This window comes from Primorskyibacter sedentarius, from assembly GCF_004342065.1.
In the GTDB taxonomy this organism is placed as follows: Bacteria; Pseudomonadota; Alphaproteobacteria; order Rhodobacterales; family Rhodobacteraceae; genus Primorskyibacter; species Primorskyibacter sedentarius.
In genome coordinates, this window is record NZ_SLZU01000038.1 from 1 (window position 1) to 21,561 (window position 21,561).

Sequence of the window (21,561 nt, forward strand, 5' to 3'; positions counted from 1 at the left end):
GGAACTCGGCCGTGTAGCTCGGGGTATGTTTCTTGTTTGTCATGAGGCTCACCTTTTGAGAGTTTTACTCTCCGGTAAACCCGGGGCGGTTCACTCCGCCTGATCTACACATCCAAATTTTTCAAGCGCTTCGCTCTTGGGGAGGGCAATTACGATTTCGTCAACATCATCTGGGATATCATTGCCTTCAACCCAATCTGAAACGTCCCCGGTTTTTCGGAAATTTTCCAGATTCTGAGCATAAAAGTATTTGAACTTGCTGCAGATCAACGTTTTGGCGCTTGCAACGATAGGGGTGGAGGTTGCCCAGGCAGCCGACAGGAGCGCAATCAAGAGTCTCGTTGAGTAAATGCTGCCCACTTCGATACCTCTCTATCTGCGCAACCTTGAGCCGACATTAACCAAGCAGAACGCCGTCGTTACAATGGTGATGCCTCTTTACGCGTTGATCAACCTTTCAGGGCTCTTTGAGCGGTGGTTCGTCCACCACACGCCCTAACCGAACGCCAATTCTGGGTTTGCCGGCCGGTTTGTCCTAAACTTTTGTGCTTACCTTCGACCCGCACCCTTCGGCCCCACAGTTGGCGTTGTTGCGTAACTGACGCTGGAAGCGTGACGTCCCCTTTCCCCGTCAGCATCAGGCCACACGAACGATCTCGGCGGTGCCAAGGGCCGAGAAGCGGTTGATCAGTGCGACGCGGATCTGGATTTCGGCGGTCTGGCGGTCGGGGTCTCTGGCGCTGATGCGCTCACCGAAGGCCTTGATGCAGCGCATCTTTGCCTCGACCCTGCTTCGGGTGTGGTATCCGGTCCATCGCTTCCAGAACGCCCGGCCGTAGTGCCGGGTGGCGCGCAGAGTCTCGTTTCGGGCGATTGCCGCCGGGCAGTCCTCCTTCCACGGACGCCCGTTCTTGCGGATCGGGATGATCGCGGTGGCTTGGCGGTCGTTGATGGCCGTGTGGCAACGGCGGGTGTCATAGGCTCCGTCCGCCGTTACTGTGCCGATCTCTTCGCCTTCGGGGATCTGGTCGAGCAGGCCCGGCAGCACGGGGCTATCGCCGTCGCTGCTGGAGGTGAATTCCACCGCCCGGATGTCCGAAGTGGCCGTATCCATGGCCAAATGGACCTTGCGCCATTGGCGTCGGCCCTGAACGCCGTGCTTGCGCGCCTGCCACTCGCCATCGCCGAGGAACTTGATACCGGTGCTGTCAACCAGCAGGTTCAGCGGGCCATCGGCGCGGCGGTACGGGATTTGGACGGCCAATGTCTTTTGCCGTCGGCACAGTGTCGTGTAATCTGGCACGGCCCACTCCAGGTCAGCCATCTTCAGCAGGCTGGCCACCATCCCTGTCGTTTGCCTAAGCGGCAGCTTGAACAGAACCTTGATGGTCAGACAGAACTGGATCGCCGCATCCGAGAACACCGCCGGGCGACCTGGGCTGCCGTCAGGCGGCGCGAGCCAGGTCATGTCCTTGTCCAGCCAGATCAGCAGAGACCCGCGCCTGCGAAGCGACGCAGTGTAGCTGGACCAGTTCGTCGTGCGGTAGCGGGCGGGTGATGGCTTGCTCATTCAGCCCGTCTAACCGCATGGATTCACCTTGTGAATCCTTCCCAGCCAGAGTTCTGCAACAACGCCCATCGCATGGCGCGCAATCTTGAAAAAGATTAAGTATTTGAATCTTTTATGTTATAATTTCTATGCTTGGCGCGAGCGAAGTGCTTAGATGTTGGCATCGACTAACTCAGAAATTTAAGGAGTTTACTATGAATATAATTCGAATTTTTTCAGCGACTGCTTTGCCTTTAACATTTTCCGTGACAAGCTCTTTTGCTGCAACAATGTACGTGCATGATATTGGAGGAAATCTTGCAACAGTAGAAACAGACTCTGGTGCGGTGAGTTTGATTGGCAATATGGGAAGCGTGATGACGGACATCGCATTTGATCCGTCTGGCAACCTCTACGGCGTCACTTTCACTGGCTTGTATTCAATTGACGCGACGAACGGCTCTTCTTCGTTTATTGGTAACCACGCCGTTTCAGATGCAAATGCACTTGTCTTCGGTGCTGGCGGCACATTGTACGCAGCTGGGGCAACCACTACTGGCCTCTATTCGCTTGATGTCGGGTCAGCAGCGAATACACTCCTTGGCGATATGGGTTTTGCATCTTCAGGCGACTTAGCATTTGTTGGCAGCGATTTTTATCTATCGTCCACGAGTGGTGAGCTGGTTAGTGTAGATCTTAGCAATCCTTCAAGCTCAACAGCTGTAGGTTCATTCGGCGTCTCAGACGTATTCGGGATTGCAACAGATGAAACTTCATCACTTTTTGCTGTTGCTGGTACATCGATCTACAGTGTTGATCCGGTTACGGGCGCTGCCACGAATGGCGTGAGTTTTGCGGGACAAGGACTTGGCGTGGCATATGGTCAGAGCTTCTTTGCTGAAGCTGGTGCGGACCCATCAGACGATCCGAGTAATGACCCGCCTGTGGTGCCGCTTCCAGCTTCTGGGCTTCTTTTGCTGGCAGGTCTGGGAAGCCTCGTAGCAAGAAAGAAATTCGGGTGAGCTAAACCTAAGAAAACGCTTTGGCAGAGAGTATAGATTGCCCGACCTTCGGTCGGGAGTGGGCAAAACTTGGGGGTGTTCGTCTATGATGGTTGTTTCACATCAGAGGAAATGTCATGGATGTGCGGATTATCGTCGAGACAACATTTGAGAACGGCAAGACAAGGACACGGCGCCTGGGTCGCTTGTCCCGGCCATTTCGGAGTACGCAGCCCGAGGGTTTCGGGCTGCTGCTCGAAGATGCCAAGTCCATATTGTGGCAATTGCAGAATGCCGTTCTTCTTGACCAGATAGAGGAGATCTCTGAGGCGAGCAGGATTTGCCCGGACTGCAATAGAGTCAGAGGGGATTGCCAACTTATTTTCGCTTGATTGAGATGAGTGGAAACCTTGCCGTTCAAGCGGCCATTTCGGCTGCATAGTCTTCCCAGAGGCCGAAAGCGGCGGCTCTGGCGTGGCGGTATGAAATTGCGGAAAGGCGGTAACGGCGGGGTCTGAAAATCGTATTGATCTGGTCATGGGCGGAAAGGAAACGCTGCGCCTGCCTTGGCGATTTGAACCTGCCCATGAGCTTCTCTCGCTTTCGGGTCGGTCGGTGCGAGCCCTCGATCCTGTTATTGATGCCTTTGTGGGCGCGGTGGTCGGCGTTCGGCGCCAGCTGACGGATCGGTTTGATATAGCTGCGCAATTTGTCCGTGATGATAATGCGGGGCTGGCCAAATCGGGCGATCAATTGTTTCAGAAACCGCCTGGCCGCTTTGGCGTTTCGCCTTGGCTGCACCAGAATGTCGAGCACATCCCCGCTCCCATCCACGGCCCGCCACAACCGCCTCTTCACGCCGTTGATCGGCACGACGACTTCATCGAGGTGCCACTTATATGCTACGGCGGGCCGGTCGCGCTTGATGCAATCTGCGAAATGCCGACCAAACCAGTTCACCCATTTACGAACGGTTTCCCGGCTGACGATTACGCCCCGTTCGGCGAGCAGGTCCTCTACATCCGCCGAGCTCAGCGCAAACCGATGGTAGACCCAGACAGCATAAGCGACGACTTCGCGGGGGAGCCGGTAGCCTTTCAGGCGGGGCATCTCAGCTGGTATCTTCATGACGACCGCCTAAACTCCACCGCAAGCGACGACAAGTTGGCAATGCCCTATGACCCATAGTGTAAAGGCTCGGGAGCCAGCCCGAACTTGGCCTTCGTATCGGAGCAACGCCCACGAGGCCTGCACCACTGACACTACGAAGAGCCGTCGGCCGCTGCAGGCGCCCTACATTCACGCTTCGAAGTCAAGCGCGCGTTCTAATTGGGCTATCGAGAGGAAGACATGAACGACCGAGTGGCCGGACAAACGTCGTACTGCAGACCGACACCAGCATTCAATTCAGTGGCGAATAATGGTATGGTGGTACCTACTGGCGGATTCGCCTTAAACGAGCCAATTTCCACTTGGTGAGCGAGATTTGCACCTGCCTGCGCGCTGCACCGGTATCTCCGCCATGCTGATTGCGTTCGGCGCCTTTTGACCGATTCCTAAGCGTTCATCAGGACGGAATGATCGTCGCGGTCATTGTGAATGAGTGCCGGAAAACGCGCCAACCGGATGAGAGGAGGCCCGAGATGGCCGACGATCCGCTTTTTACACGAGAAGAACTTCTGACTGAACTTGAAAGCCTAAGCGCGCGCAACGAAGCCGTCGGGGCACGCATGACCTCTCTGCGCGGCAATTTGAACTCCTTCAAACACACCGCCACAGCCAACGAAAAACAGGTCGATGACCACATCTCGGTCATTGCCCGTGAACGCGATGCGCTCAAGCGCGATCTGCAGGCCGTCAACGATCTCATGGCGCGGTTCGACGACCCGCGGGCGGTCGAACTGGGGGGTGAGGTTCACGCGATTTCGGGTGAGGTCGGAGTGGCGCTCAACGACGCCGAGAAGGCGTTGAATGAGGCGGCAACATCCAAACAGCAGCGTTCAGACGGGCTTAAAGCGATTTCGAAGGGTCTCGACGGCGTCGCCGAACGGCAGACCGACCTGACCGAGGCAATTGCCAAGGAATGCAGCGAACCGGAGATCGAGAAACTGCGGGTCATTCAGCTCTATTTATTACTACTGGGGCTGGAAAATGACTTGAACGAGTTGCGAAAGGACTTTCTGGAACTGGTGATCGTGTTCCAGGGTCTGCTGGTCACCGCGATATCGCTGAAGGTCTTGGCGATGCAGCTGAAGATGCTGCTGTCGCAAATCCAGGCGATCTTGACCAAGATCCTGATCCTGCTGATACCTGTCGGCCCGCCGGGACCCGCCGGCCCTCCAGGCCCTCCGGGACCGCAAGGACCGCCGGGTATGGCGCCGCGTCCGTCGCCATTCATCGACCTGAGCGGGCCCTCGGCGATCTCTGCCGGACAGGGCGCGATCCTGTCGTATGACAGCGCCGGTCTGAACCACGTCAACCTCGAATTCGCCACCGATCCGGCGGGTCCGTTCCTGGACCTCGGCCAGGGCGGAACACTGAGCCTGACGCTGGGGCTGGCACTGATCATCCAGGAGGCACGCAACTTGCCGGTACCGCGCAGCGGTGTGGTGTGGACGCCCAATTCGCGAGGCCGGATCTTCGTTCGCGCGCTTGGTCAGGACGCAAACGACACGACCATCGCGACCGACACGATATCCTTCGTCGTAAGCTAAAAATTTGCCGCGCAATTGGCCTAACCGGACCCACTTCGTGAATCTGTTGTGGCCCATGTGGCGCATAAGTCCTTATATGGAATGTCGCGCTCAACACCGGACTGACCACATTCAGTTCAGAAAGTCCTGAACAACAGAGGGCTTCTTTGCAATTAAGGCCAACAAAACCTGCGCTGGCCCAGTTGGGATGCGTCGGCCATGCTCCCAGTTCAGCAGAGTGCCTTTGGCCACACCAATGCTGCGAGCAAATTCAGCCTGGGAAAGGCCCGTCTTTGCGCGGATCTCAGCGACATTGATTTCTGGCACGGAAACCTCATGCACACGCGCTTCAGCCCCCTGCTCTTTAGAGAAAGACTTCGCTTCTTCCAGACCCTGCTTGATGCTTTCAAATGCACTCATTGCTTTTCACTCCACATGCTGACGATCTCTTTGCTTAGCTCAACAGCCGCCGCTTGCTCTTTCGGAGACAAGTTGGCCTTTTCATTCTTTGCAAACACAGTGACGAGGAAGATCGGCATGTGACGGCCGCCGAACACGTAGATCGTTCGGAAGCCCCCGCTCTTGCCGCCGCCCTCGCGTGGGATACGCACCTTCCTCAATCCACCCCCAAGGGATGTTCCTGCTTCCGGGTTCTCTGCAATCCAGATGACAGCCGCTTCGCGTTCGCTGTCCGACATGATAGCTTTGGACCGCCTTTGAAACTCCGGCAACTCAACGACTGTCTGCAACTTGGTCATAACGCCAACTATGCGCCAATGACACATATGTCAACGGCATACTATCCTTTTGACGCGGTCATGTCTTGCTTTCTCGATAAGCTGTCAACATGTCGACCAAGACATCGTCGAGCCCCCTGCCCTCTTCGTCACGGAGCTTGTTTAGCTCCTCCCGCTACTCAGCCGAAACGTAGACACGCCAGTATGTCATGACCTCGTTCAGAGATGGACGGCCCCTTCTCTGTGGCTGAACTGGCGCGACGACACCAGTTGAGCGATCAAACCCATGAGCCTTCCCAGCAGCTGCTACAGCGGCTGTATCAGCTTCAGGCGGAGGCTTCTTTGGCCTGCTCTTCAGTCCGGATCCAATTTTTGGAGCCGAGAGCGGATCCAAGTCACCGTCAACAAGGTTCAGGAATTAACAGACCCTTATTGTGCCTCCAGTTTGTCTGCTAGCTCTTTGCCTGGGTTCATTGTTTTTCTACGGGTGAAGCGAGAGTGTTGCGGCCCCTGCCATGATCCTCGTTTCTGTCACCGCGCCCTGGTCTGCGGCCAGCATGGCTGGCCTTAGACCCGCATCCTTCGCCCCCATCCTCCCTGATCCAATAGCCCGCGCCCTGTCTCATCCGAGCCAGGGCGCGCAGTTTGCCTCATGGTCGGCTGCGGGTTTGTGAGCGGCCCATTCGGGTGATGGTCGCATGGGGTGCGGGGGTTTCGTCGCACGCTCCGAACGCCCCGATCCTTTGCGGCACGGGCTATGGCCCGTGCGTCCGGGGACCGCCGGTCCCCCACCGCAACCCTGAAAACCTGCACCCAAAGGGGTTTCCCCGACCTTCCTGCGCCTGAGGCTTCGTGCAGGCCGGGTGATCCCCCTCCCCTTTGGCTTTGATTTCAGAATTGCGGCGGTTCCCCCCCTGCCCTCGCCGGGAGGCAGGCTTTCAGGAGAGGGGCGTGCGCAGCACTTCCTCGCCAGAAACCCCGCCCCGATTTTCGGCAAAGACCGGAACGGGCGGCACCACGAAGGAGCGCCACACATGGCCAAGGCACGTTTTGATATCAAGCAGCACGTCACGGATACCATCATCGCGCAGATCGAGGCAGGCACACCGCCCTGGCGCAAGCCGTGGACCGGCAGCGCATCCGGCGCATGTTTCCCGCTGCGCCACAATGGCGAGCCCTACAAGGGCATCAACGTCCTGATGCTTTGGGCAACCGGCATGATACGCGGCTTCAATTCCGCCCGCTGGATGACCTTCAAGCAGGCACTCGACCTTGGCGGCTGCGTCCGGAAGGGTGAGACGTCCACGAAGTCGGTTTTCTACGGCACCTTTGAAAAGGAAGTCGAAGGCAGCAACGGCGAGACCGAAACCCGCGCGAGCCGGTTTGCGAAATACAACAACATCTTCAACGTTGATCAAATCGACGGTTTGCCGGAAGACTACTATGTCCGCCCCGAACCGCCCCGCGATCTTGGCACCAAAGCTGACGCAGAGCTTGACGCTTTCTTCGCAGCGACCGGCGCGGAAATCATCACATCGGACGATCCAAGAGCGTTCTATGATCCGATGAAAGACCTGATCCACATGCCGCCCATCGGCACGTTCTACGACGCGGCGGGGTTCTACGGCACACTTGCCCATGAGTGCGGACATTACTTTCTGGCAGAGCGTCGGATCGGAACGCAGAAGAAATTCAGCACCAAGGCAGAGTATGCGGCAGGCGAACTTGAGGCCGAAATCTTTTCCTCATTCGTTGCCATTCACCTCGGGTTTGAACCCCACTTCGACCAGACCGCCTCATACGTCGAGGGCTGGCTCAAATGCCTGAAGGCGGACAAGAACGCCATTTTTGCAGCAGCAGCGCAGGCGCAAAAAGCCTTTGACCATGTTCTCGATCTGACTGGTCGCGGCAAGTCCCAACCAGATGAACAAGAGGCTGCATAAGTGGCCCCTGCCCGCTGACCAGCTCGGCGGGCAGGCACGCACCCACCCTATTCCATCAACCGGAGGCAAGAACATGATCCCTGTTCGGCGAATCCAGTTTGAAATTCTATGCGCGGTCTATGGCGAGGCATTGGCGCGAAGGATCTGGCATCCTGTGCCGCCGGGTTGGTCGTGAGCTAAAGGTGTCCAGTTGACGCGGCAGGGAGCTTTGCAAGCCACCAATTCTCGGTTCCGGGCCGTTCATGCAAGCTCAGTTGCGTGCAAATCGTCTCCATGCGATGAACTCCTCATTCGACACCTTAGGTTCGCCTACAAGCGGTAGACCCAGCGGGCCGTGTCGGAAAATATCGCGGTGAGGGTGGTCTGAGGCTGGTCCTCCAGCACGTCCTGCAATTGGTCGAACTGGCGGGCCAGCGGGCAGTTCACCCGCTCGATCGGCATATTTGACCCATAGAGGACGCGGTCCGCCCCGACGCAGGACAGCAGATGCGTCACATGCGGACGCAGCTTCTTGGTCCGCCAAGTCTTGTCGACGGTCCACAGGCCGGACAGTTTGACGACGACGTTGGCGGCGTCGTGCAGTCCCTCGATGCCCTTTCGCCAGTCTTCCAGATTGCCGGGCTGGTCGGGTTCCAGCGTGGCGAAGTGGTTGAGTACGATGGAGAGGTCAGGGTGGGCACGGGCAAGCGCGGCCACCTCGTCCAGTTGCGCGGGCACAACGACGCATTCGAGGCAGAGGCCATGTGCCTCCAGCAAGGGCAGCGTTGCACGTAACCTTTCATCTGTCAGGACGGCGGGTCTATTGGCAATTCGCCAACGGCCCGCCGCATCCCAGGCCACAGGTGTTCGAATGCCGCGCAGGGCGGGCAATTGTAGGTGGCCTTCGATCTGCGTCTCGGCCCCCTCTGCGGTCAGGTCGACCTCGGCGACGATGGCACTCGGCCAACCGGTCTTGTCCGACAATGCCTGCAGCCAGCGGGTTTCCTCGACCGGGTCGGCGGCACCGCAATTGGCCTGAACATGGACGCTGGCCGTGAGCGGCAGGCCCTCGAAGGCCGCGAGGTAATCGTCAGGCAGGAAATTCCGGCGGATCGACGCCTTGTCACCGAAGCGTGCGGGCGGCGCGTCGGGCGCGAGCCACCGATAGGGAAACCGCGTCAGATCCCAGAAGTGGTGATGCCCGTCGACCAGCGCGATCCCGTCAAGCCAGTGCGCCATCAATAGGTCGCCCGACCGCCAGACAGGTCGAAGACCGAAGCGGTGGTGAAGCTGTTTTCCTTTGAGCAGAGCCAGGCGATCATTGCCGCCGCCTCGTCCAGTTCGAGGAAACGCCCGCGCGGGATTTTCGAGAGCATGTAGTCGATATGCTCCTGCGCCATCTGGTCGAAAATCCGGGTCCGCGCCGCGGCCGGCGTCACGCAGTTCACCGCGATGTCCTTGTCGGCCAGCTCCTTGCCCAGCGATTTTGTTAGCCCGATCACCCCCGCCTTGGAAGCGGAATAGGCGCTGGCGTTGGGGTTGCCTTCCTTGCCCGCGACCGAGGCGATATTGACGATGCGCCCATAGCTCTGCGCGGTCATTGCCGGCACAACGCTGCGGTTGACGTGGAAGGTGCCTAGCAAGTTGATCTCGGTGATCAGGCGGAATTCATCAACCGGGTAGTCGGCCAGCGGCCCGTTCGATCCGGCGATCCCGGCGGAGTTGACGAGGATATCGGCGCGGCCTGTTGTGTCGAGCGTGCTTTTCATCGCGGCTTCGACGCTGGCCCAGTCGGCGACGTCGACCGCGCATGCGAAGGCACCGCCGCCGATCTCTTGCGCGGCCTCACGACCGAGCGCCTCGTCGCGGTCCCAGATGGCGATGCGGGCGCCGTCCTTGGCAAGACGGTTGGCGACGGCACGGCCGATGCCCTGTGCGCCGCCGGTGACAATGGCGGTCTGATTGGTGAAATCGGTCATTCTGCGGCTGCCTTCTGTATCTGGTTGATCGTCTGTTCCGCGCCCTTGGACTGACCCGAGGCCACGATGGCGTGAAGCGTTTCGACGGCACGTGCGCCGACCTCTCCGGGGCTTTCGTTACGGCCCTGCCCCAGCGCGATATCCACCAGCCGGTTGGCCGGGCCCTCGCAGCTGTACGTCCAGGCGCCCTGCGGCACTTCGGCCACGCGGGTCTCGCCCGAGGGAAGCTTGAGCGCCAGCCGCTCGGTCTCGATGTCCAGCAGAACGGAGCCCTTACTACCGTAGATGCGGATATCGACCTCGAAGCCGTGGCCGTCGGGGACTCCACAACTGCCCGAGAAGACGCCAGTCGCGCCATTGGCAAAGCGCACAGCGGCGGCGTCGTGCAAGTCGATGTTCGAAGGCGCCTCGTAGAGTATCGAGCGCACCGAGGCGGCGCGTAGATCGGTCAGCCAGTAGAGGATGCCGAGCGCGTGAGAGAGCTGGCCATAAGCATAGCCGCCGCCCTGATCGGGCGCCTCCCAGGTGCTGCGCTCGGGCTGGATAGCGATATGCTGCCACTTCGACATGCCGCCGCCGGAAAAGATGCCGCGGGTGAAGGAGGCCATGTGGCAGACGACATGCTCGATCTCGCCGATCTCGCCGATCATCTCGCGCGCCTCGTCAAGGCCTTGCTTGTAGTTCCAACCGTAGGCCACCAGCAGCTCGCGGCCCGAGGCTTCGGCCAGTTGCACCAGATCCCAAGCATCGGCTGGATCAAGGCACATCGGCTTTTCCACCAGTACGTGGCAGCCCTTTTCAAGGAACGCCTTGGCTTGTTCGTAGTGCAGGTTGTGAGGCGAGGCGATCACCGCGATGTCGATGTCACGCTCCAGTACCTCGCGCCAGTCTTCGGTGGCGAAAGCAAAACCGAATTCGTCGGCGATCAGATCAAGTTCCCTGCGGCCGAGGCGGCAGACAGAATCGAGCACCACTTCGGGCCGCTTGGCTAGAACCGGGATGTGCATGCGGTAGGCGAAATGCCCGGCGCCGATGATAGCGGCGCGGATAAGGCCATTGGATGAAGTCATGTGCTTTCCCTGATTTGAAGGTGATAGCCGATGTCGTGTGCAGCGGCGGTCCCCGTCCGGCCCTCCAGCCGGTCCATCACCAGTTCTGCAGACCGCTCGCCAATAGCGCGGCCTCGGATCTGAACGGTGGTCATTGGCACCGGCAAGAGCGCCGACATACTCAGATCGCCGAATCCCGAGATGGCCACGTCGCCGGGCACGCTGACGCCGTTCGACAGGCACCAGAGCATCGCGCCTTGGGCCGGCAGTTCGGCGAGAAAGAAGATCGCGTCGGGCTTGTCCTTGCGCGCCAGCAGCTGCTGGATCAACGCCACCCCGCCCTCAATGGTGGCAGGATTGTCGAATTCGACGATGGTGTCGTCCGTAACGCTGCGCCCTGCCCCGCGCATGGCGTCGACAAAGCCGCGCGTCCGGTCTTCGGCCTGGTCGTTGTTTTTGGACGCGCCACCGACCATGACGATGCTCTCATAGCCGCGTCCGATCAGATAGCGAGTCATTTCGACCGAGGCGGCGTAGTTGTCGAAACCCACGGCGCTGTCGATGGCGCCGTCGCGAAGGTTCCAGGCCTCGACCACCGGGCCGGAGAACTTATTCAGAAGCTTCGCGGTGGCCTCGCTGTGCGAAAAACCGGTGACGATGATCGCGTCGGCCTGTCGGGCGATGAAAGTACGCACGGCCTCCTCTTCCTTCGAGGGCGACCAGTCGGAGACCGCGAGCAGCATCTGCTGCTTCATGGGCTCCAGCACACGGCTGACGCCCTGCGCAAAATCGGCAAACAGCGAGCTGGCGAGAATCGGCACGACCACCCCGATCATGTCGGAGCGCTGCGAGACCAGCGAGCGCGCGGTCAGGTTGGGGATATAGCCGATTTCGTCGATGGTGCGCTGGATCTTCGCGCGGGTATCGGCATGCACCGTTTCCGGCTGACGCAGCGCCCGAGACACGGTGATTAGCGACAGCCCCGAGGCTTTCGAGACGTCCTTCAGCGTCACCTTCCTGTTCTCACCCTGCGCCATTGGCGACCTCCTTTTCGGCATTCTGACCCCGCTTCAATCCAGTGAGCCTGCGCGAGGCACGGGGCGAAAGCAACGTCCTAAAAAATCCGTTGACATACGAGTATCATTGGCTCTAACGTCCGTCAATACGAAATGATACACGTATATCATGCATCATTCTCGCATATTGCGGGTCGCCACGATGGGCACGAAAGGGAGGACAACATGTCGAATTCAATCAGCCGCCGCAGGTTCCTGGGCACTACTGCTGCCGTGGGCGCGGTCACGTTTTTGCCGGGCACACCGGCCTTGGCCGCCAGCGGCGAGATCTCGGTCTGGAAATTCGGCGGCACACCGCAGGAAGTCGAGGTTTGGGCCCAGCGGAACGAGGCATTTTCCGAAGCCAACCCCGACATCGACCTGAACTATTCCTACTTCAACGGTCAGATCCGCCGCCAGAAGATCCTCGCCGGGTTTCAGACCAATCGCCTGGCTGACGTGATCATTGCCTTTGGGCAGGACATCCCGGAGTTCGCCGGCTTCGGCATGATCCAGCCGCTTGATGATATCGCGGGCGACAAGATAGAAGGCTGGAAGGAGCGCATTGTTTCTGAGGTCTACGAATCGGGCGTCCACGAGGGCAAGCTCTATGCGTTGCCGACCTACGTGGACATGGCGAGCTTCCTCGCGATCAACCTCGACGCAATGGAGGAAGCGGGCTTTGACCGGCCGCCGGAAACCTGGGACGAGGTCCGCGAATACGCCAAGGCGATGACCAAGCCCGACCGCCCCGGCATCGCTTTTCCGGCCACTACCGCGCCGGTCGACATCAACATCTTTGAGGGCCTCGCCTACGCCAACGGCGGCCGCATCTTCGACGAGGAGACTGGCAAGGTCACGCTGAACGACAAGGGCGTCGTCGATGCGCTGCAGTTCTACGTCGACCTGATCAACGATGGCTCGACCCCCGCCAACACCTCGCTGACCGAGACCTTCTTCCGCGACACCGCGCAGCTCTTCGGTCAGGGTCGCTCGGCCATGTGGATCGGGCTGTCTTGGCTCAACACGCCTTGGGGCGTGAACGAGGACGTGCGCTGGACCGGCGTGCCGATGCCCAAGCCCGAAAACCCCTCGGGGAGCTTCGAGCCGGTGAGCGCGATCATGGACGGCACCGCGATGCTGATGGTTTCCTCGCGGTCGAAGAACCCGGAAGCGGCAGCGGAATACGTCGATTTCTGGTCGCAAGATCAGCAGCTTGAAGTCTGGGGCGGCCAGCCCGAGATCGCCCGCATCCCCGCGGGAAAGGCCGCTTGGGACAATGCAGAGCTCAAGGAAGCCTGGCCGAATTGGGTCAAGGCCTATGATGAAGGCACGCTGTTCAAGGGCGGCGCCCCCATGCCGCGTTTCATCGGCGTCTCGGCGATTGAGTCGGCGCTCGGCACCGCGATCCAGCAGGCCGTTTTGGGCCAGAAGATGCCGCAGGAGGCGTTGGATGAAGCCACCGCTGCCGCACAAGGCCAGATCGACCTGATCCGCGGCTGAACCGTAACCCGAAAAAGGAGGGCCTGACGATGCTGCGTAGCGATCGTTTTCTGGCGTATGCCTTGATATTGCCCGTGGTGGCCGCCGTCGTGGCGTTCGTCGTCGGGCCCACTTACAACGTGGCCACGCTCAGCCTCACCCAGGTGGTGATGGGAATGGAGCGCGGCTTTGGAACGCTCGGAAACTTCAAGGCGTTGGCCGCCGACCCGGTATTCGGGCTGGTGCTGAAGAACACAGCGATCTGGATCCTCGGGGGCACATTCCTCTGTGTCACCGTGGGCCTAGCAGTGGGCACCTATCTGGCCATCGACAGCCGGATGACCGGCTGGCTCCGGGCGCTGATCCTGCTGCCCTGGGTTCTGCCCGACGTGGTGACGGCGATGGCTTGGAAGTGGATGCTGCACGGACAGGTGGGCATCATCGGCCAGACCCTGCAGAACACAGGGCTGACCGAGGATACCGTCTCGTTCCTCGGCGATCCGCAATTGGTGATGTGGGTACTGGTCGTGGTGCTGATCTGGCGCAAGATGCCGCTGGTGGCGCTGATCCTCTGCGCCGCGATCCGCTCGGTGCCGGATGACCAGATGGAGGCCGCGCGGATGGATGGCGCCAATGCCGTCGAGCGCTTTCGATTCGTGACCCTGCCTAATATCGCCTTTTCGCTGACCGCCGTGACCGTGATCTCAATGATCTGGATTACCGCCGAGTTCGCTCTGCCCTGGATCATGACCGGCGGAGGCCCTGCCAACGCGAGCCAGATCATGGCGACCTACATCTATCAGCAGAGCTTCGAATTCTTCAACTGGGGTGTGGCCTCGGCCATGTCGGTGATCAACCTCGTGATGCTGGCCTCGATCGTCGCCCTCTACCTTTACATCAATCGTCGCTCCTGGGCGTCGGAGGGCTCGAAATGAACGAACAACCGCGCACTCTTTATTGGGTCTTCCTCGGCTTCGTCGGCCTGGTAATCTCGCTCTACGTGCTGTTCCCGGTGTTCTGGCTTTTCCTCGCGTCCTTCAAGACGCAGGCCGAACTGGCGCAGCTGCCGATCTCCTTCTGGCCCGAGTCCCCCACTCTGGATGCCTACAAGGCGCTGTTCTCGCCGACCCACCAGAAAGGGCAGCTGCTTGACTGGCCGCAGCTGATCGGCAACAGCTTCTTCATCGCCATCAGCTCCACCGTGATCGTCCTAGTCTTCGGCACACTGGCGGGCTACGCTTTTGCCCGGCTCAACTTCCCGGGGCGGGACCTGATCCTTGGCGGGCTGCTCATCAGCCGGATGTTCCAGGGCGCGGCGCTCTTGCTGCCGACCTACAGGCTTATGTCGATGATCGGCCTGCAGGACAGCCTAATCGGCTTGGTGCTGCTCTACTCCGCCTTCGGCCTGCCCTTCGCCACATGGATCATCGCGTCGAGTTTGCGCGAGATCCCGAAGGAGCTGGAAGAAAGCGCCATGATCGACGGCGCCAGCCGGTTGCAATCGATGGTCATGGTGGTGCTGCCCTTAGCGACGCCCGCGCTGATCACCGCCTCCATGTGGCACTTCGTCGGCGCCTGGTCCGAGTTCGCCTTTGCTTCGATCCTGCTGGAATCCAATGACAACAAGACCGTCACCATCGGTCTTGCCAGCTTTGTCGAGCTCTTCACGCTGGAATTCCAGTACGTCGGCGCCGCGGCGACCATCGTTGCCTTGCCGATCATGCTCGTGTTCTTCTTCGGCCAGCGCTACTTCACCCGCGGCTTGCTGGCAGGGGCGGTGAAGGGATGAGGATCGCCTCGATCACCGCGCTGGCCGTGGACTGCGGTTTCAACAGCCAGAAGCTGCAGACCTCCCGCGTGGCCTCTCCCATGTCCCGCTTTCCGCGCTTTGCCGAGCGGAGGGCGAGTTGGATGTGGCCCACCAAGAAGGTCATCGTCCGGGTGACGGGGGAGGACGGCACCACCGGCTGGGGCTGCTCCAACGGTGGCGAGATTGTCGAGATGATCGTCAACGAGCACCTCTCGCGGCTGCTGGTGGGCGAAGAGACCAGCGACCTCGCGCTGCTCAATGACCAGATGGCGGCCTCGCTCCTACCCAACGACCGTTCGGGCTTTGCCATGATGGCAGTGGCGGGACTGGATATCGCCTTCTGGGACTTGGTTGCCAAGGCGGCCGGTCAGCCTCTGGTAGAGACCCTCGGCGGCTCGGAGGTGGAGGACCTCCCCGTCTACATGACGACCCCGCGTCCCGAGGCCTTTTCCGATGGTCCGTTCCGCGGGCTGAAGGCCGCCGCGCCCTACGGGCCGGAATCGGGCGACGTTGGCCTGCAGGCTAACGTCGCCCTGATGCGCCGCTTCGCCGAGGCCGCTGGAGAGGGCGTGCCGATCATGATCGACAGCTTCCTTGCCTGGGATGCGGATTACACCCTGCGCTTTGCCGAAGCCGTGACCGACCTGAACGTGAAATGGATCGAAGACCCGATCCACCCGCAGGACATCGAGGGCCTGCACAAGATCCGCCGCGAGTTGGACCCAGGCATCGCGCTGGCGCTCGGCAACTTCGGCTTCTCCCACGCTGATTGCGCCGACCTCCTGCGCTCCGGCGTGGTGGGTGTACTGCAGCCGGACGTGGCCTGGGCCGGAGGCATAACCGAGGCGCTGCGCATCCTCAATATGGCCAAGGCGGCAGAGGTGCCGGTGATCCTGCACAACACCTGTGAACAACCTTGGGCGCTGGCCCTCGCTGCCGCGCGTCAGACAGACGCGCTGGTCGAATGCGTCGACCGGGGCGAGACCTCGCCGCTTTACGAACTGATGGCCCCGCGCCCTGACCTCTCCACCGGCCGCGTCGCCACCCCTCGCGATCCACAGGGCAACTGCCCGCCCGCATTCGTGCTGGAGGCCTTCGGCCCCGCCACCCCTCACACCAAAGAAGGATAGACCCATGGGCTCCGTCGCACTCAGAAACATCCGCAAGTCGTATGGCGCCGTCGAGGTGCTGCATGGCATCGACCTCGACATCAAGGAGGGTGAGTTCACTGTCCTCGTCGGCCCCTCGGGCTGTGGTAAGTCCACCCTGCTGCGCTCCATCGCCGGGCTAGAGACCATCTCTGGCGGCGATATCGCCATCGACGACCGGGTGATCAACGCGCTGGTCCCGAAAGAGCGCGACATCGCCATGGTGTTCCAGAACTACGCGCTCTATCCGCATATGACGGTGGCCAAGAACATGGGCTTCTCGTTGAGGCTGGCCAAGGAACCGCAGGCCGAGATCGACCGCAAGGTGCGCGCGGCCGCTGAAATCCTCGACCTGACCGCCCTGCTCGACCGCTACCCGCGTCAGCTCTCGGGTGGTCAGCGCCAGCGGGTGGCCATGGGACGCGCTATCGTGCGCGACCCCAAGGTGTTCCTTTTCGATGAGCCGCTGTCGAACCTCGATGCCAAGCTGCGCGTGCAGATGCGCTCGGAGATCAAGGAGCTGCACCAGCGGCTCAAAACCACCACGATCTATGTCACCCACGATCAGATCGAAGCCATGACCATGGCCGACAAGATCGTCGTGATGCGCGGCGGTCATGTCGAGCAGATCGGCACCCCGCTCGAGCTCTACGACAGCCCCGCCAGCGTCTTTGTCGCCGGGTTCATTGGCTCGCCGTCGATGAACTTTATTCCCGCGCACGCCACAGGCACGACGCTGGAAACCGAAACCGGCATGCCGCTCGGCGAGACCCCTGCCCCGCTAGGTCATAACCAGCAGGTCATCGCAGGCTTCCGCCCCGAGGATATCCGTCTGTCCGACACCGGCATCCCCGCCAAGGTGGCACTGATCGAACCCACTGGCGCGGAGACCCAGCTGACGCTGCGCACGGACGAGGCGTCGGTCATAATGACGACGCGCGAACGTGTGACCCAGACGCCTGGCGGCCTCGTGCACTTCTCCGTTACCCCCGGCAAGCTCCATGCCTTCGACGCCGAAACCGAACTCACCCTGGCAGGTGCCCGGCAATGAAGATCACCGATGTCCGCGTGATCCGGTTCCGCACCCATGCGGACCGCTGGGATATCGGCCATGCGCGACTGAAACCCAAGGCCGAGGTGCACCAGACGATCACCTGCATCGACACCGACGAAGGGCTCACGGGCTATTTTTTCGGCGGGGGCAAGCACGGCGATCAGGATGGAATGGGACTGGACGAGCAGCGGCTGATCGAAGGCCAGGTGCGCGACATGATCCTCGGCGCCGATCCGCTGGACCGTGAGCTGATCTGGAAATGGATGTGGGTCCGCAACATCCCCGAGGTGGCGCAGAGCGTCATCGACTGCGCGCTCTGGGATCTGGCAGGCCGCGCGGCGGACCTGCCGGTCTACAAGCTGATGGGCGGCGCGCGCGACAAGGTGCCCGCCTATGCATCGACCTATCCCAACATCGGCCAGCCGCAGGTCTATGCCGAACATGCGCTGGAGTGCCAAGCCGAAGGTTACAAAGCCTACAAGATCCATCCGCACTATTTCTGGAATCCCGAGACCGGCCAGCCCACCAACGGCCGCCCCTCGAACATCCGCCACGACATCGAGACCATCAACCTCGTGCGCGAGGCGGTCGGGCCGGAGATGGTTCTGATGTACGACGTCTGGGGCACCTATCATACCATCGAAGAGACCATCAAAGTTGGGCGTGAGTTGGAAAAGCTCGACTTCTATTGGTTCGAACACCCGATGCCGGAATACCGGGTCGAGAGCTACCGCCGCCTCTGCCGCGAGCTTTCCATACCGATCCTGGCGCCAGAGATAGCCGCCGGCGGCGTCTTTACCCGCGCCGAGTGGATCCTGCAGGGCGCCGCGGACATGAGCCGCATGGACATTCGTCGAGGCGGCGTCACCGGCTGCCGCAAGACCGCCGTGGTCTGCGAGGCCTTCGGCCAGCGCTGCGAGATCCACATGGCCGGTTGGGGCAACCTGCAGGTCATGGGCGCGACCTCGGAAGACACCTCCGAATGGTACGAAAAGGGCCTGCTGGCCCCCGGCGTGAATTACGATGCACCGCATCCCTACCTGAAGCGCAACTGCGACCCGATGGATGCCAAGGGCTTCGTGCATCTGCCGCAGGCCGCGGGGCTGGGCTACGAGATCATCTGGGACCACATTGACGACAACAGGATCGCAGCATGACCCTCTATCGCCGCGCCTGGACCATGCGACTGCACGAGGGGGCCGAGGCCGCCTATGACGCCGCGCATGCCGATATCTGGCCTGAAATGCGCGATCAAATGCGCGCCAGCGGCATCGTGCGCTTCTTTCTCTTTCGCTCGGAGCAGACCGTATTTGCTTTCCAGGAACGCGACCGGCCGTTCACCGGCACCACCGCGCCGCCAAGCGCGCTGACCGCCCGCTGGTGGCGCAAGATGGCGCCGCTGATGGAGACCGAGGGCGCCGATCACCACCCCGTGCATCACGATCTGCGCGAGGTCTTTGCGCTCGACACCACTATGGAGACACAGACATGACCGCTATAGAAGGCATCGTCCCGATCCTGCTGACGCCGTTCCGCAGCGATCTGAGCATCGACTACGCCAGCCTGCGCCGAGAGGTCGACACAACGCTGGCCGCTGGCGTCCATGGCATCGGCATCGCCATCGGCAGCGAGATATTCAAGCTGACGCCGGAAGAGCGCCGCGAAATCCTGCGCGCCGTGGTCGACCAGGTCGAGGGCCAGGTGCCGGTGATCATGAACACCTCCGCTCCCGGCACCGCTCCTGCCGTGCAACTGGCCTCGGAAGCAGCCGAGGCCGGGGCCGACAGGCTGATGATCTGGCCGCCGGATTTCTTCGCGTTGGGACCGGACGCGGTGATAGAACACCTTTCGCGCATCGCCGCGACCGCGCCCCTGCCCATCGTGCTGCAGGACGTGCCTCAAGCCCCGATCTCGCCCGCGCTGGCCCTCCGCATCGCCGAGGCGGTACCGCAGGTCGACACCATCAAGGTCGAGACCAACCCCACCGTCGCTCAGGTTGGCACCATGGCAGAGGCCGTCCAAGGCAAGCTCACCATTCTGGGCGGCGCAGGCGGCGGCACGCTGGTCGAGGAATACCGGCGCGGCGCGCGCGGCACCATGCCCTTCGCCAGCCAGGCGACCGAGTTCATGGCGGTGTGGCATGCTCTTGAAGCGGGGCAAGATGATGAGGCGGCGCGGATCATCGAGGCACAGATCCTGCCGGTCAGCCGCCTCGGATTCCAGTCTGGCGACATGTTCTATCACGTTCACAAGGCGCTGTTAAAACGGGCCGGCGTCTTTGCCAATACCCTCGTCCGCCCGCCTACCGCAGCGCCGGATGCGATTACCCAGCGCGAATTGGACCGGCTTCTGGACCGTTTCGCCAAACCGAAAACAAGACGCAAGGAAACCGCATGAAACTTCTTCGAACCGGAGCCCAGGGCCAGGAACGCCCCGCCATCCTGCACAGCGACGGCACGATCCGCGACCTCTCTGGCGTGGTAGACGACATTGCCCACGGCACCCTGCTGCCCGAAGGCCTCGATAAGCTGCGTGGCGTGAACGCGGAAGAACTGCCAATAGTGGACGAGAGTACCCGCGTTGGTGCCTGCGTCGGCCAAGTCGGCAAGTTCATCTGCATCGGTCTCAACTACGCCGACCACGCCGAGGAAAGCGGTATGGAGGTGCCGAAGGAGCCGGTGATCTTCATGAAGGCCACCTCCGCCATCTGCGGCCCGAACGACGACGTGGTGCTGCCCGAGGGCGCCAAGAAGGGCGACTGGGAGGTCGAATTGGGCGTGGTGATCGGCAAGGAGGCAAAGGATGTCTCGGAGGTCGAGGCGCTGGAGCATGTCGCGGGCTACTGCGTCATCAACGACGTCTCCGAGCGGGCGTTTCAGCTGGAACACGGTGGCCAGTGGGTAAAGGGCAAGTCCGCCGACACATTCGGCCCCACCGGCCCCTGGCTGGTTACGCGGGACGAGGTGGCCGACCCGTCGAACCTCTCGATGTGGCTGGAGCTCAACGGCGAAAAGGTGCAGGACGGCTCGACCAGGACGATGGTCTTCGGCGTGGCGCACGTGGTGTCCTATCTATCACGCTACATGTCGTTGCAACCCGGTGACATCATCTCGACGGGGACGCCACCGGGCGTGGGCTTTGGCATGACGCCGCCGAAATACCTGAAAGCGGGGGACGAGATGCGGCTGGGCATCGAGGGGTTGGGCGAGCAGCACCAGACCGTCCGTCAGGGCTGACCCGCGCCCCCTTCCACCGGCCCACACTCACGGGCACGACCAGCGGGATCGGCATCGCAGGCCGATCCCGCGCCTTTTTTGCACGAAGACCCTCCCAAAATTCTATGAACGCAAATCTCCGATTTTCCGAAACCCCCAAGATCCAGCAGGACCGCCCGAACCGTGACCATTCCGCCGAAGACTTCACGGCCGCCGAGATCGGCGCGCTGGCTCATCTTTACCGTGGCGAGGACTACCGCAGCACTATCTGGCGCACCCGGTTGGATACCTCCGCCAATTGGGCAATCGTCCTCACCGGCGTCTCCTTTCCGCAGCGTTCGCCACGCCGGACGCCGCGGCGCTACCGCTGATCCTGGCGGGCCTGCCACTTTCGGCGTTTCTTCTGCACGAAGCACGCCGATATCGTTATTTCAACGTCTGGCGGGCACGCGCCCGGCCGATGGAGTCGGATTTCTATGCCCCGATGCTGGCTCGGTTGATGGCGTGGATGCCGTCGGGAGGGGCATCCACGCCGTCAACCGAGCCGGTCAGCGCCGCGCTGCCCATCGTTTGCCAATTCGTGAGACTGTCTCAAGGGCGTACCTATCCAGAGGCCGAACGCGATTTCCCGGCTGCGGTGCATCGAACCGAAAAGCGTTCCGCCTCACCCCGTGCGCTTTTTACATCCTGTGAACGATGCACACGGGAGGGTGTTGTCACGTTAACGGGCCTGAGGTTACTGGTTCATTGATCTGGGCGTAGGCGGTGTTGATGCAGACACAGAAGATCAGTTACAAACGCCATCGGTTTTCGCCTCAGATCATCGCTCATGTTGTCTGGCTTTACGTCCGGTTCAACTTGAGCCTG

Annotated in this window: 21 protein-coding genes and 3 pseudogenes; 15 read left to right on the forward strand and 9 right to left on the reverse strand. The window is 61.1% G+C overall.

Annotated elements, in window-relative coordinates; translation table 11 throughout:
- Positions 1 to 90 precede the first annotated feature (90 nt).
- Together EDD52_RS22330 and EDD52_RS22335 are read right to left on the reverse strand one after the other, a co-directional pair.
- A complete protein-coding gene (locus EDD52_RS22330; protein WP_132248834.1) occupies positions 91 to 360 on the reverse strand; it encodes a hypothetical protein in 270 nt (89 codons plus the stop codon).
- 277 nt (positions 361 to 637) lie between these two features.
- On the reverse strand, positions 638 to 1,570 hold the full coding sequence (locus tag EDD52_RS22335) for an IS5 family transposase (protein ID WP_132248835.1): 933 nt from the start codon (positions 1,568 to 1,570) through the stop codon (positions 638 to 640).
- A gap of 194 nt (positions 1,571 to 1,764) precedes the next feature.
- Between EDD52_RS22335 and EDD52_RS22340 the strand changes: the two genes are divergently transcribed.
- Both EDD52_RS22340 and EDD52_RS22345 read left to right on the forward strand, forming a co-directional pair.
- Complete coding sequence (locus EDD52_RS22340; RefSeq protein ID WP_132248836.1) at positions 1,765 to 2,571, forward strand: NHL repeat-containing protein; 807 nt, start codon at positions 1,765 to 1,767, stop codon at positions 2,569 to 2,571.
- Between the two features lie 116 nt (positions 2,572 to 2,687).
- A pseudogene (locus tag EDD52_RS22345) lies at positions 2,688 to 2,915 on the forward strand (ISKra4 family transposase); the annotation flags it as partial.
- A gap of 52 nt (positions 2,916 to 2,967) precedes the next feature.
- On the opposite strand, the gene EDD52_RS22350 reads toward EDD52_RS22345, so the two are convergent.
- Entirely contained in the window at positions 2,968 to 3,678 is a 711-nt protein-coding gene (locus EDD52_RS22350; protein ID WP_132248837.1) for an IS6 family transposase, read from the reverse strand.
- A gap of 515 nt (positions 3,679 to 4,193) precedes the next feature.
- Here EDD52_RS22350 and EDD52_RS22355 point away from each other — a divergent pair.
- Positions 4,194 to 5,264: a hypothetical protein gene (locus EDD52_RS22355; RefSeq protein WP_132248838.1), complete on the forward strand. Its 1,071-nt coding sequence runs from the start codon at positions 4,194 to 4,196 to the stop codon at positions 5,262 to 5,264.
- 111 nt (positions 5,265 to 5,375) lie between these two features.
- Here the strand turns inward: EDD52_RS22355 and EDD52_RS22360 are convergent, their stop codons facing one another.
- Positions 5,376 to 5,663, reverse strand: a complete 288-nt coding sequence (locus tag EDD52_RS22360) for a helix-turn-helix domain-containing protein (protein WP_132248839.1) — start codon at positions 5,661 to 5,663, stop codon at positions 5,376 to 5,378.
- Positions 5,660 to 6,001 (reverse strand): type II toxin-antitoxin system RelE/ParE family toxin, encoded by a 342-nt coding sequence (locus tag EDD52_RS22365; RefSeq protein WP_132248840.1) that lies wholly within the window; start codon positions 5,999 to 6,001, stop codon positions 5,660 to 5,662. Before EDD52_RS22365 ends, EDD52_RS22360 begins: the two co-directional genes overlap by 4 nt.
- A 1,013-nt stretch (positions 6,002 to 7,014) precedes the next feature.
- On the opposite strand from EDD52_RS22365, the gene EDD52_RS22370 reads away from it, so the two are divergent.
- Positions 7,015 to 7,923 (forward strand): ArdC family protein, encoded by a 909-nt coding sequence (locus EDD52_RS22370; RefSeq protein ID WP_132248841.1) that lies wholly within the window; start codon positions 7,015 to 7,017, stop codon positions 7,921 to 7,923.
- A gap of 309 nt (positions 7,924 to 8,232) precedes the next feature.
- Here the strand turns inward: EDD52_RS22370 and EDD52_RS22375 are convergent, their stop codons facing one another.
- The 4 genes from EDD52_RS22375 to EDD52_RS22390 are packed head-to-tail and all read right to left on the reverse strand — an operon-like array spanning position 8,233 to position 11,967.
- Entirely contained in the window at positions 8,233 to 9,141 is a 909-nt protein-coding gene (locus EDD52_RS22375) for an amidohydrolase family protein (RefSeq protein WP_132248842.1), read from the reverse strand.
- Positions 9,141 to 9,881: an SDR family NAD(P)-dependent oxidoreductase gene (locus tag EDD52_RS22380; protein WP_132248843.1), complete on the reverse strand. Its 741-nt coding sequence runs from the start codon at positions 9,879 to 9,881 to the stop codon at positions 9,141 to 9,143. The genes EDD52_RS22375 and EDD52_RS22380 overlap by 1 nt, the downstream gene beginning before the upstream one ends.
- Complete coding sequence (locus EDD52_RS22385; RefSeq protein WP_132248844.1) at positions 9,878 to 10,951, reverse strand: Gfo/Idh/MocA family protein; 1,074 nt, start codon at positions 10,949 to 10,951, stop codon at positions 9,878 to 9,880. Before EDD52_RS22385 ends, EDD52_RS22380 begins: the two co-directional genes overlap by 4 nt.
- Positions 10,948 to 11,967, reverse strand: coding sequence for a LacI family DNA-binding transcriptional regulator (locus EDD52_RS22390; protein WP_165907649.1), 1,020 nt, complete (start codon positions 11,965 to 11,967; stop codon positions 10,948 to 10,950). The genes EDD52_RS22385 and EDD52_RS22390 overlap by 4 nt, the downstream gene beginning before the upstream one ends.
- Positions 11,968 to 12,255: 288 nt before the next feature.
- On the opposite strand from EDD52_RS22390, the gene EDD52_RS22395 reads away from it, so the two are divergent.
- The 11 genes and pseudogenes from EDD52_RS22395 to EDD52_RS24430 all read left to right on the forward strand — a co-directional run.
- Positions 12,256 to 13,488: an ABC transporter substrate-binding protein gene (locus EDD52_RS22395; protein ID WP_165907648.1), complete on the forward strand. Its 1,233-nt coding sequence runs from the start codon at positions 12,256 to 12,258 to the stop codon at positions 13,486 to 13,488.
- Positions 13,489 to 13,517: 29 nt separating this feature from the next.
- Entirely contained in the window at positions 13,518 to 14,402 is an 885-nt protein-coding gene (locus EDD52_RS22400) for a carbohydrate ABC transporter permease (RefSeq protein ID WP_132248847.1), read from the forward strand.
- Positions 14,399 to 15,256 (forward strand): carbohydrate ABC transporter permease, encoded by an 858-nt coding sequence (locus EDD52_RS22405; RefSeq protein WP_132248848.1) that lies wholly within the window; start codon positions 14,399 to 14,401, stop codon positions 15,254 to 15,256. The genes EDD52_RS22400 and EDD52_RS22405 overlap by 4 nt, the downstream gene beginning before the upstream one ends.
- Positions 15,253 to 16,407: an enolase C-terminal domain-like protein gene (locus EDD52_RS22410; protein WP_132248849.1), complete on the forward strand. Its 1,155-nt coding sequence runs from the start codon at positions 15,253 to 15,255 to the stop codon at positions 16,405 to 16,407. The genes EDD52_RS22405 and EDD52_RS22410 overlap by 4 nt, the downstream gene beginning before the upstream one ends.
- 4 nt (positions 16,408 to 16,411) lie before the next feature.
- Positions 16,412 to 17,476 (forward strand): ABC transporter ATP-binding protein, encoded by a 1,065-nt coding sequence (locus EDD52_RS22415; RefSeq protein ID WP_132248850.1) that lies wholly within the window; start codon positions 16,412 to 16,414, stop codon positions 17,474 to 17,476.
- On the forward strand, positions 17,473 to 18,636 hold the full coding sequence (locus EDD52_RS22420) for an enolase C-terminal domain-like protein (protein ID WP_132248851.1): 1,164 nt from the start codon (positions 17,473 to 17,475) through the stop codon (positions 18,634 to 18,636). The genes EDD52_RS22415 and EDD52_RS22420 overlap by 4 nt, the downstream gene beginning before the upstream one ends.
- On the forward strand, positions 18,633 to 18,971 hold the full coding sequence (locus EDD52_RS22425) for an L-rhamnose mutarotase (RefSeq protein ID WP_132248852.1): 339 nt from the start codon (positions 18,633 to 18,635) through the stop codon (positions 18,969 to 18,971). The genes EDD52_RS22420 and EDD52_RS22425 overlap by 4 nt, the downstream gene beginning before the upstream one ends.
- Positions 18,968 to 19,876, forward strand: coding sequence for a dihydrodipicolinate synthase family protein (locus EDD52_RS22430; RefSeq protein ID WP_132248853.1), 909 nt, complete (start codon positions 18,968 to 18,970; stop codon positions 19,874 to 19,876). The genes EDD52_RS22425 and EDD52_RS22430 overlap by 4 nt, the downstream gene beginning before the upstream one ends.
- Positions 19,873 to 20,715, forward strand: a complete 843-nt coding sequence (locus tag EDD52_RS22435; protein ID WP_132248854.1) for a fumarylacetoacetate hydrolase family protein — start codon at positions 19,873 to 19,875, stop codon at positions 20,713 to 20,715. Before EDD52_RS22430 ends, EDD52_RS22435 begins: the two co-directional genes overlap by 4 nt.
- Positions 20,716 to 20,819: 104 nt before the next feature.
- Positions 20,820 to 21,445, forward strand: a pseudogene (locus tag EDD52_RS24345) (DUF2270 domain-containing protein).
- A gap of 20 nt (positions 21,446 to 21,465) precedes the next feature.
- Positions 21,466 to 21,561, forward strand: a pseudogene (locus tag EDD52_RS24430) (IS6 family transposase); the annotation flags it as partial.

What these genes read in the sequence shown, in the direction of transcription:
- EDD52_RS22335 (WP_132248835.1), bottom strand. Translation starts at nt 1,570, where the DNA reads ATGAGCAAGCCATCACCCGCCCGCTACCGCACGACGAACTGGTCCAGC.
- EDD52_RS22375 (WP_132248842.1), bottom strand. Translation starts at nt 9,141, where the DNA reads ATGGCGCACTGGCTTGACGGGATCGCGCTGGTCGACGGGCATCACCAC.
- EDD52_RS22415 (WP_132248850.1), top strand. Translation starts at nt 16,412, where the DNA reads ATGGGCTCCGTCGCACTCAGAAACATCCGCAAGTCGTATGGCGCCGTC.
- EDD52_RS22430 (WP_132248853.1), top strand. Translation starts at nt 18,968, where the DNA reads ATGACCGCTATAGAAGGCATCGTCCCGATCCTGCTGACGCCGTTCCGC.
- EDD52_RS22425 (WP_132248852.1), top strand. Translation starts at nt 18,633, where the DNA reads ATGACCCTCTATCGCCGCGCCTGGACCATGCGACTGCACGAGGGGGCC.
- EDD52_RS22340 (WP_132248836.1), top strand. Translation starts at nt 1,765, where the DNA reads ATGAATATAATTCGAATTTTTTCAGCGACTGCTTTGCCTTTAACATTT.
- EDD52_RS22390 (WP_165907649.1), bottom strand. Translation starts at nt 11,967, where the DNA reads ATGGCGCAGGGTGAGAACAGGAAGGTGACGCTGAAGGACGTCTCGAAA.
- EDD52_RS22420 (WP_132248851.1), top strand. Translation starts at nt 17,473, where the DNA reads ATGAAGATCACCGATGTCCGCGTGATCCGGTTCCGCACCCATGCGGAC.
- EDD52_RS22405 (WP_132248848.1), top strand. Translation starts at nt 14,399, where the DNA reads ATGAACGAACAACCGCGCACTCTTTATTGGGTCTTCCTCGGCTTCGTC.
- EDD52_RS22435 (WP_132248854.1), top strand. Translation starts at nt 19,873, where the DNA reads ATGAAACTTCTTCGAACCGGAGCCCAGGGCCAGGAACGCCCCGCCATC.
- EDD52_RS22410 (WP_132248849.1), top strand. Translation starts at nt 15,253, where the DNA reads ATGAGGATCGCCTCGATCACCGCGCTGGCCGTGGACTGCGGTTTCAAC.
- EDD52_RS22360 (WP_132248839.1), bottom strand. Translation starts at nt 5,663, where the DNA reads ATGAGTGCATTTGAAAGCATCAAGCAGGGTCTGGAAGAAGCGAAGTCT.
- EDD52_RS22350 (WP_132248837.1), bottom strand. Translation starts at nt 3,678, where the DNA reads ATGAAGATACCAGCTGAGATGCCCCGCCTGAAAGGCTACCGGCTCCCC.
- EDD52_RS22355 (WP_132248838.1), top strand. Translation starts at nt 4,194, where the DNA reads ATGGCCGACGATCCGCTTTTTACACGAGAAGAACTTCTGACTGAACTT.
- EDD52_RS22365 (WP_132248840.1), bottom strand. Translation starts at nt 6,001, where the DNA reads ATGACCAAGTTGCAGACAGTCGTTGAGTTGCCGGAGTTTCAAAGGCGG.
- EDD52_RS22385 (WP_132248844.1), bottom strand. Translation starts at nt 10,951, where the DNA reads ATGACTTCATCCAATGGCCTTATCCGCGCCGCTATCATCGGCGCCGGG.
- EDD52_RS22400 (WP_132248847.1), top strand. Translation starts at nt 13,518, where the DNA reads ATGCTGCGTAGCGATCGTTTTCTGGCGTATGCCTTGATATTGCCCGTG.
- EDD52_RS22380 (WP_132248843.1), bottom strand. Translation starts at nt 9,881, where the DNA reads ATGACCGATTTCACCAATCAGACCGCCATTGTCACCGGCGGCGCACAG.
- EDD52_RS22370 (WP_132248841.1), top strand. Translation starts at nt 7,015, where the DNA reads ATGGCCAAGGCACGTTTTGATATCAAGCAGCACGTCACGGATACCATC.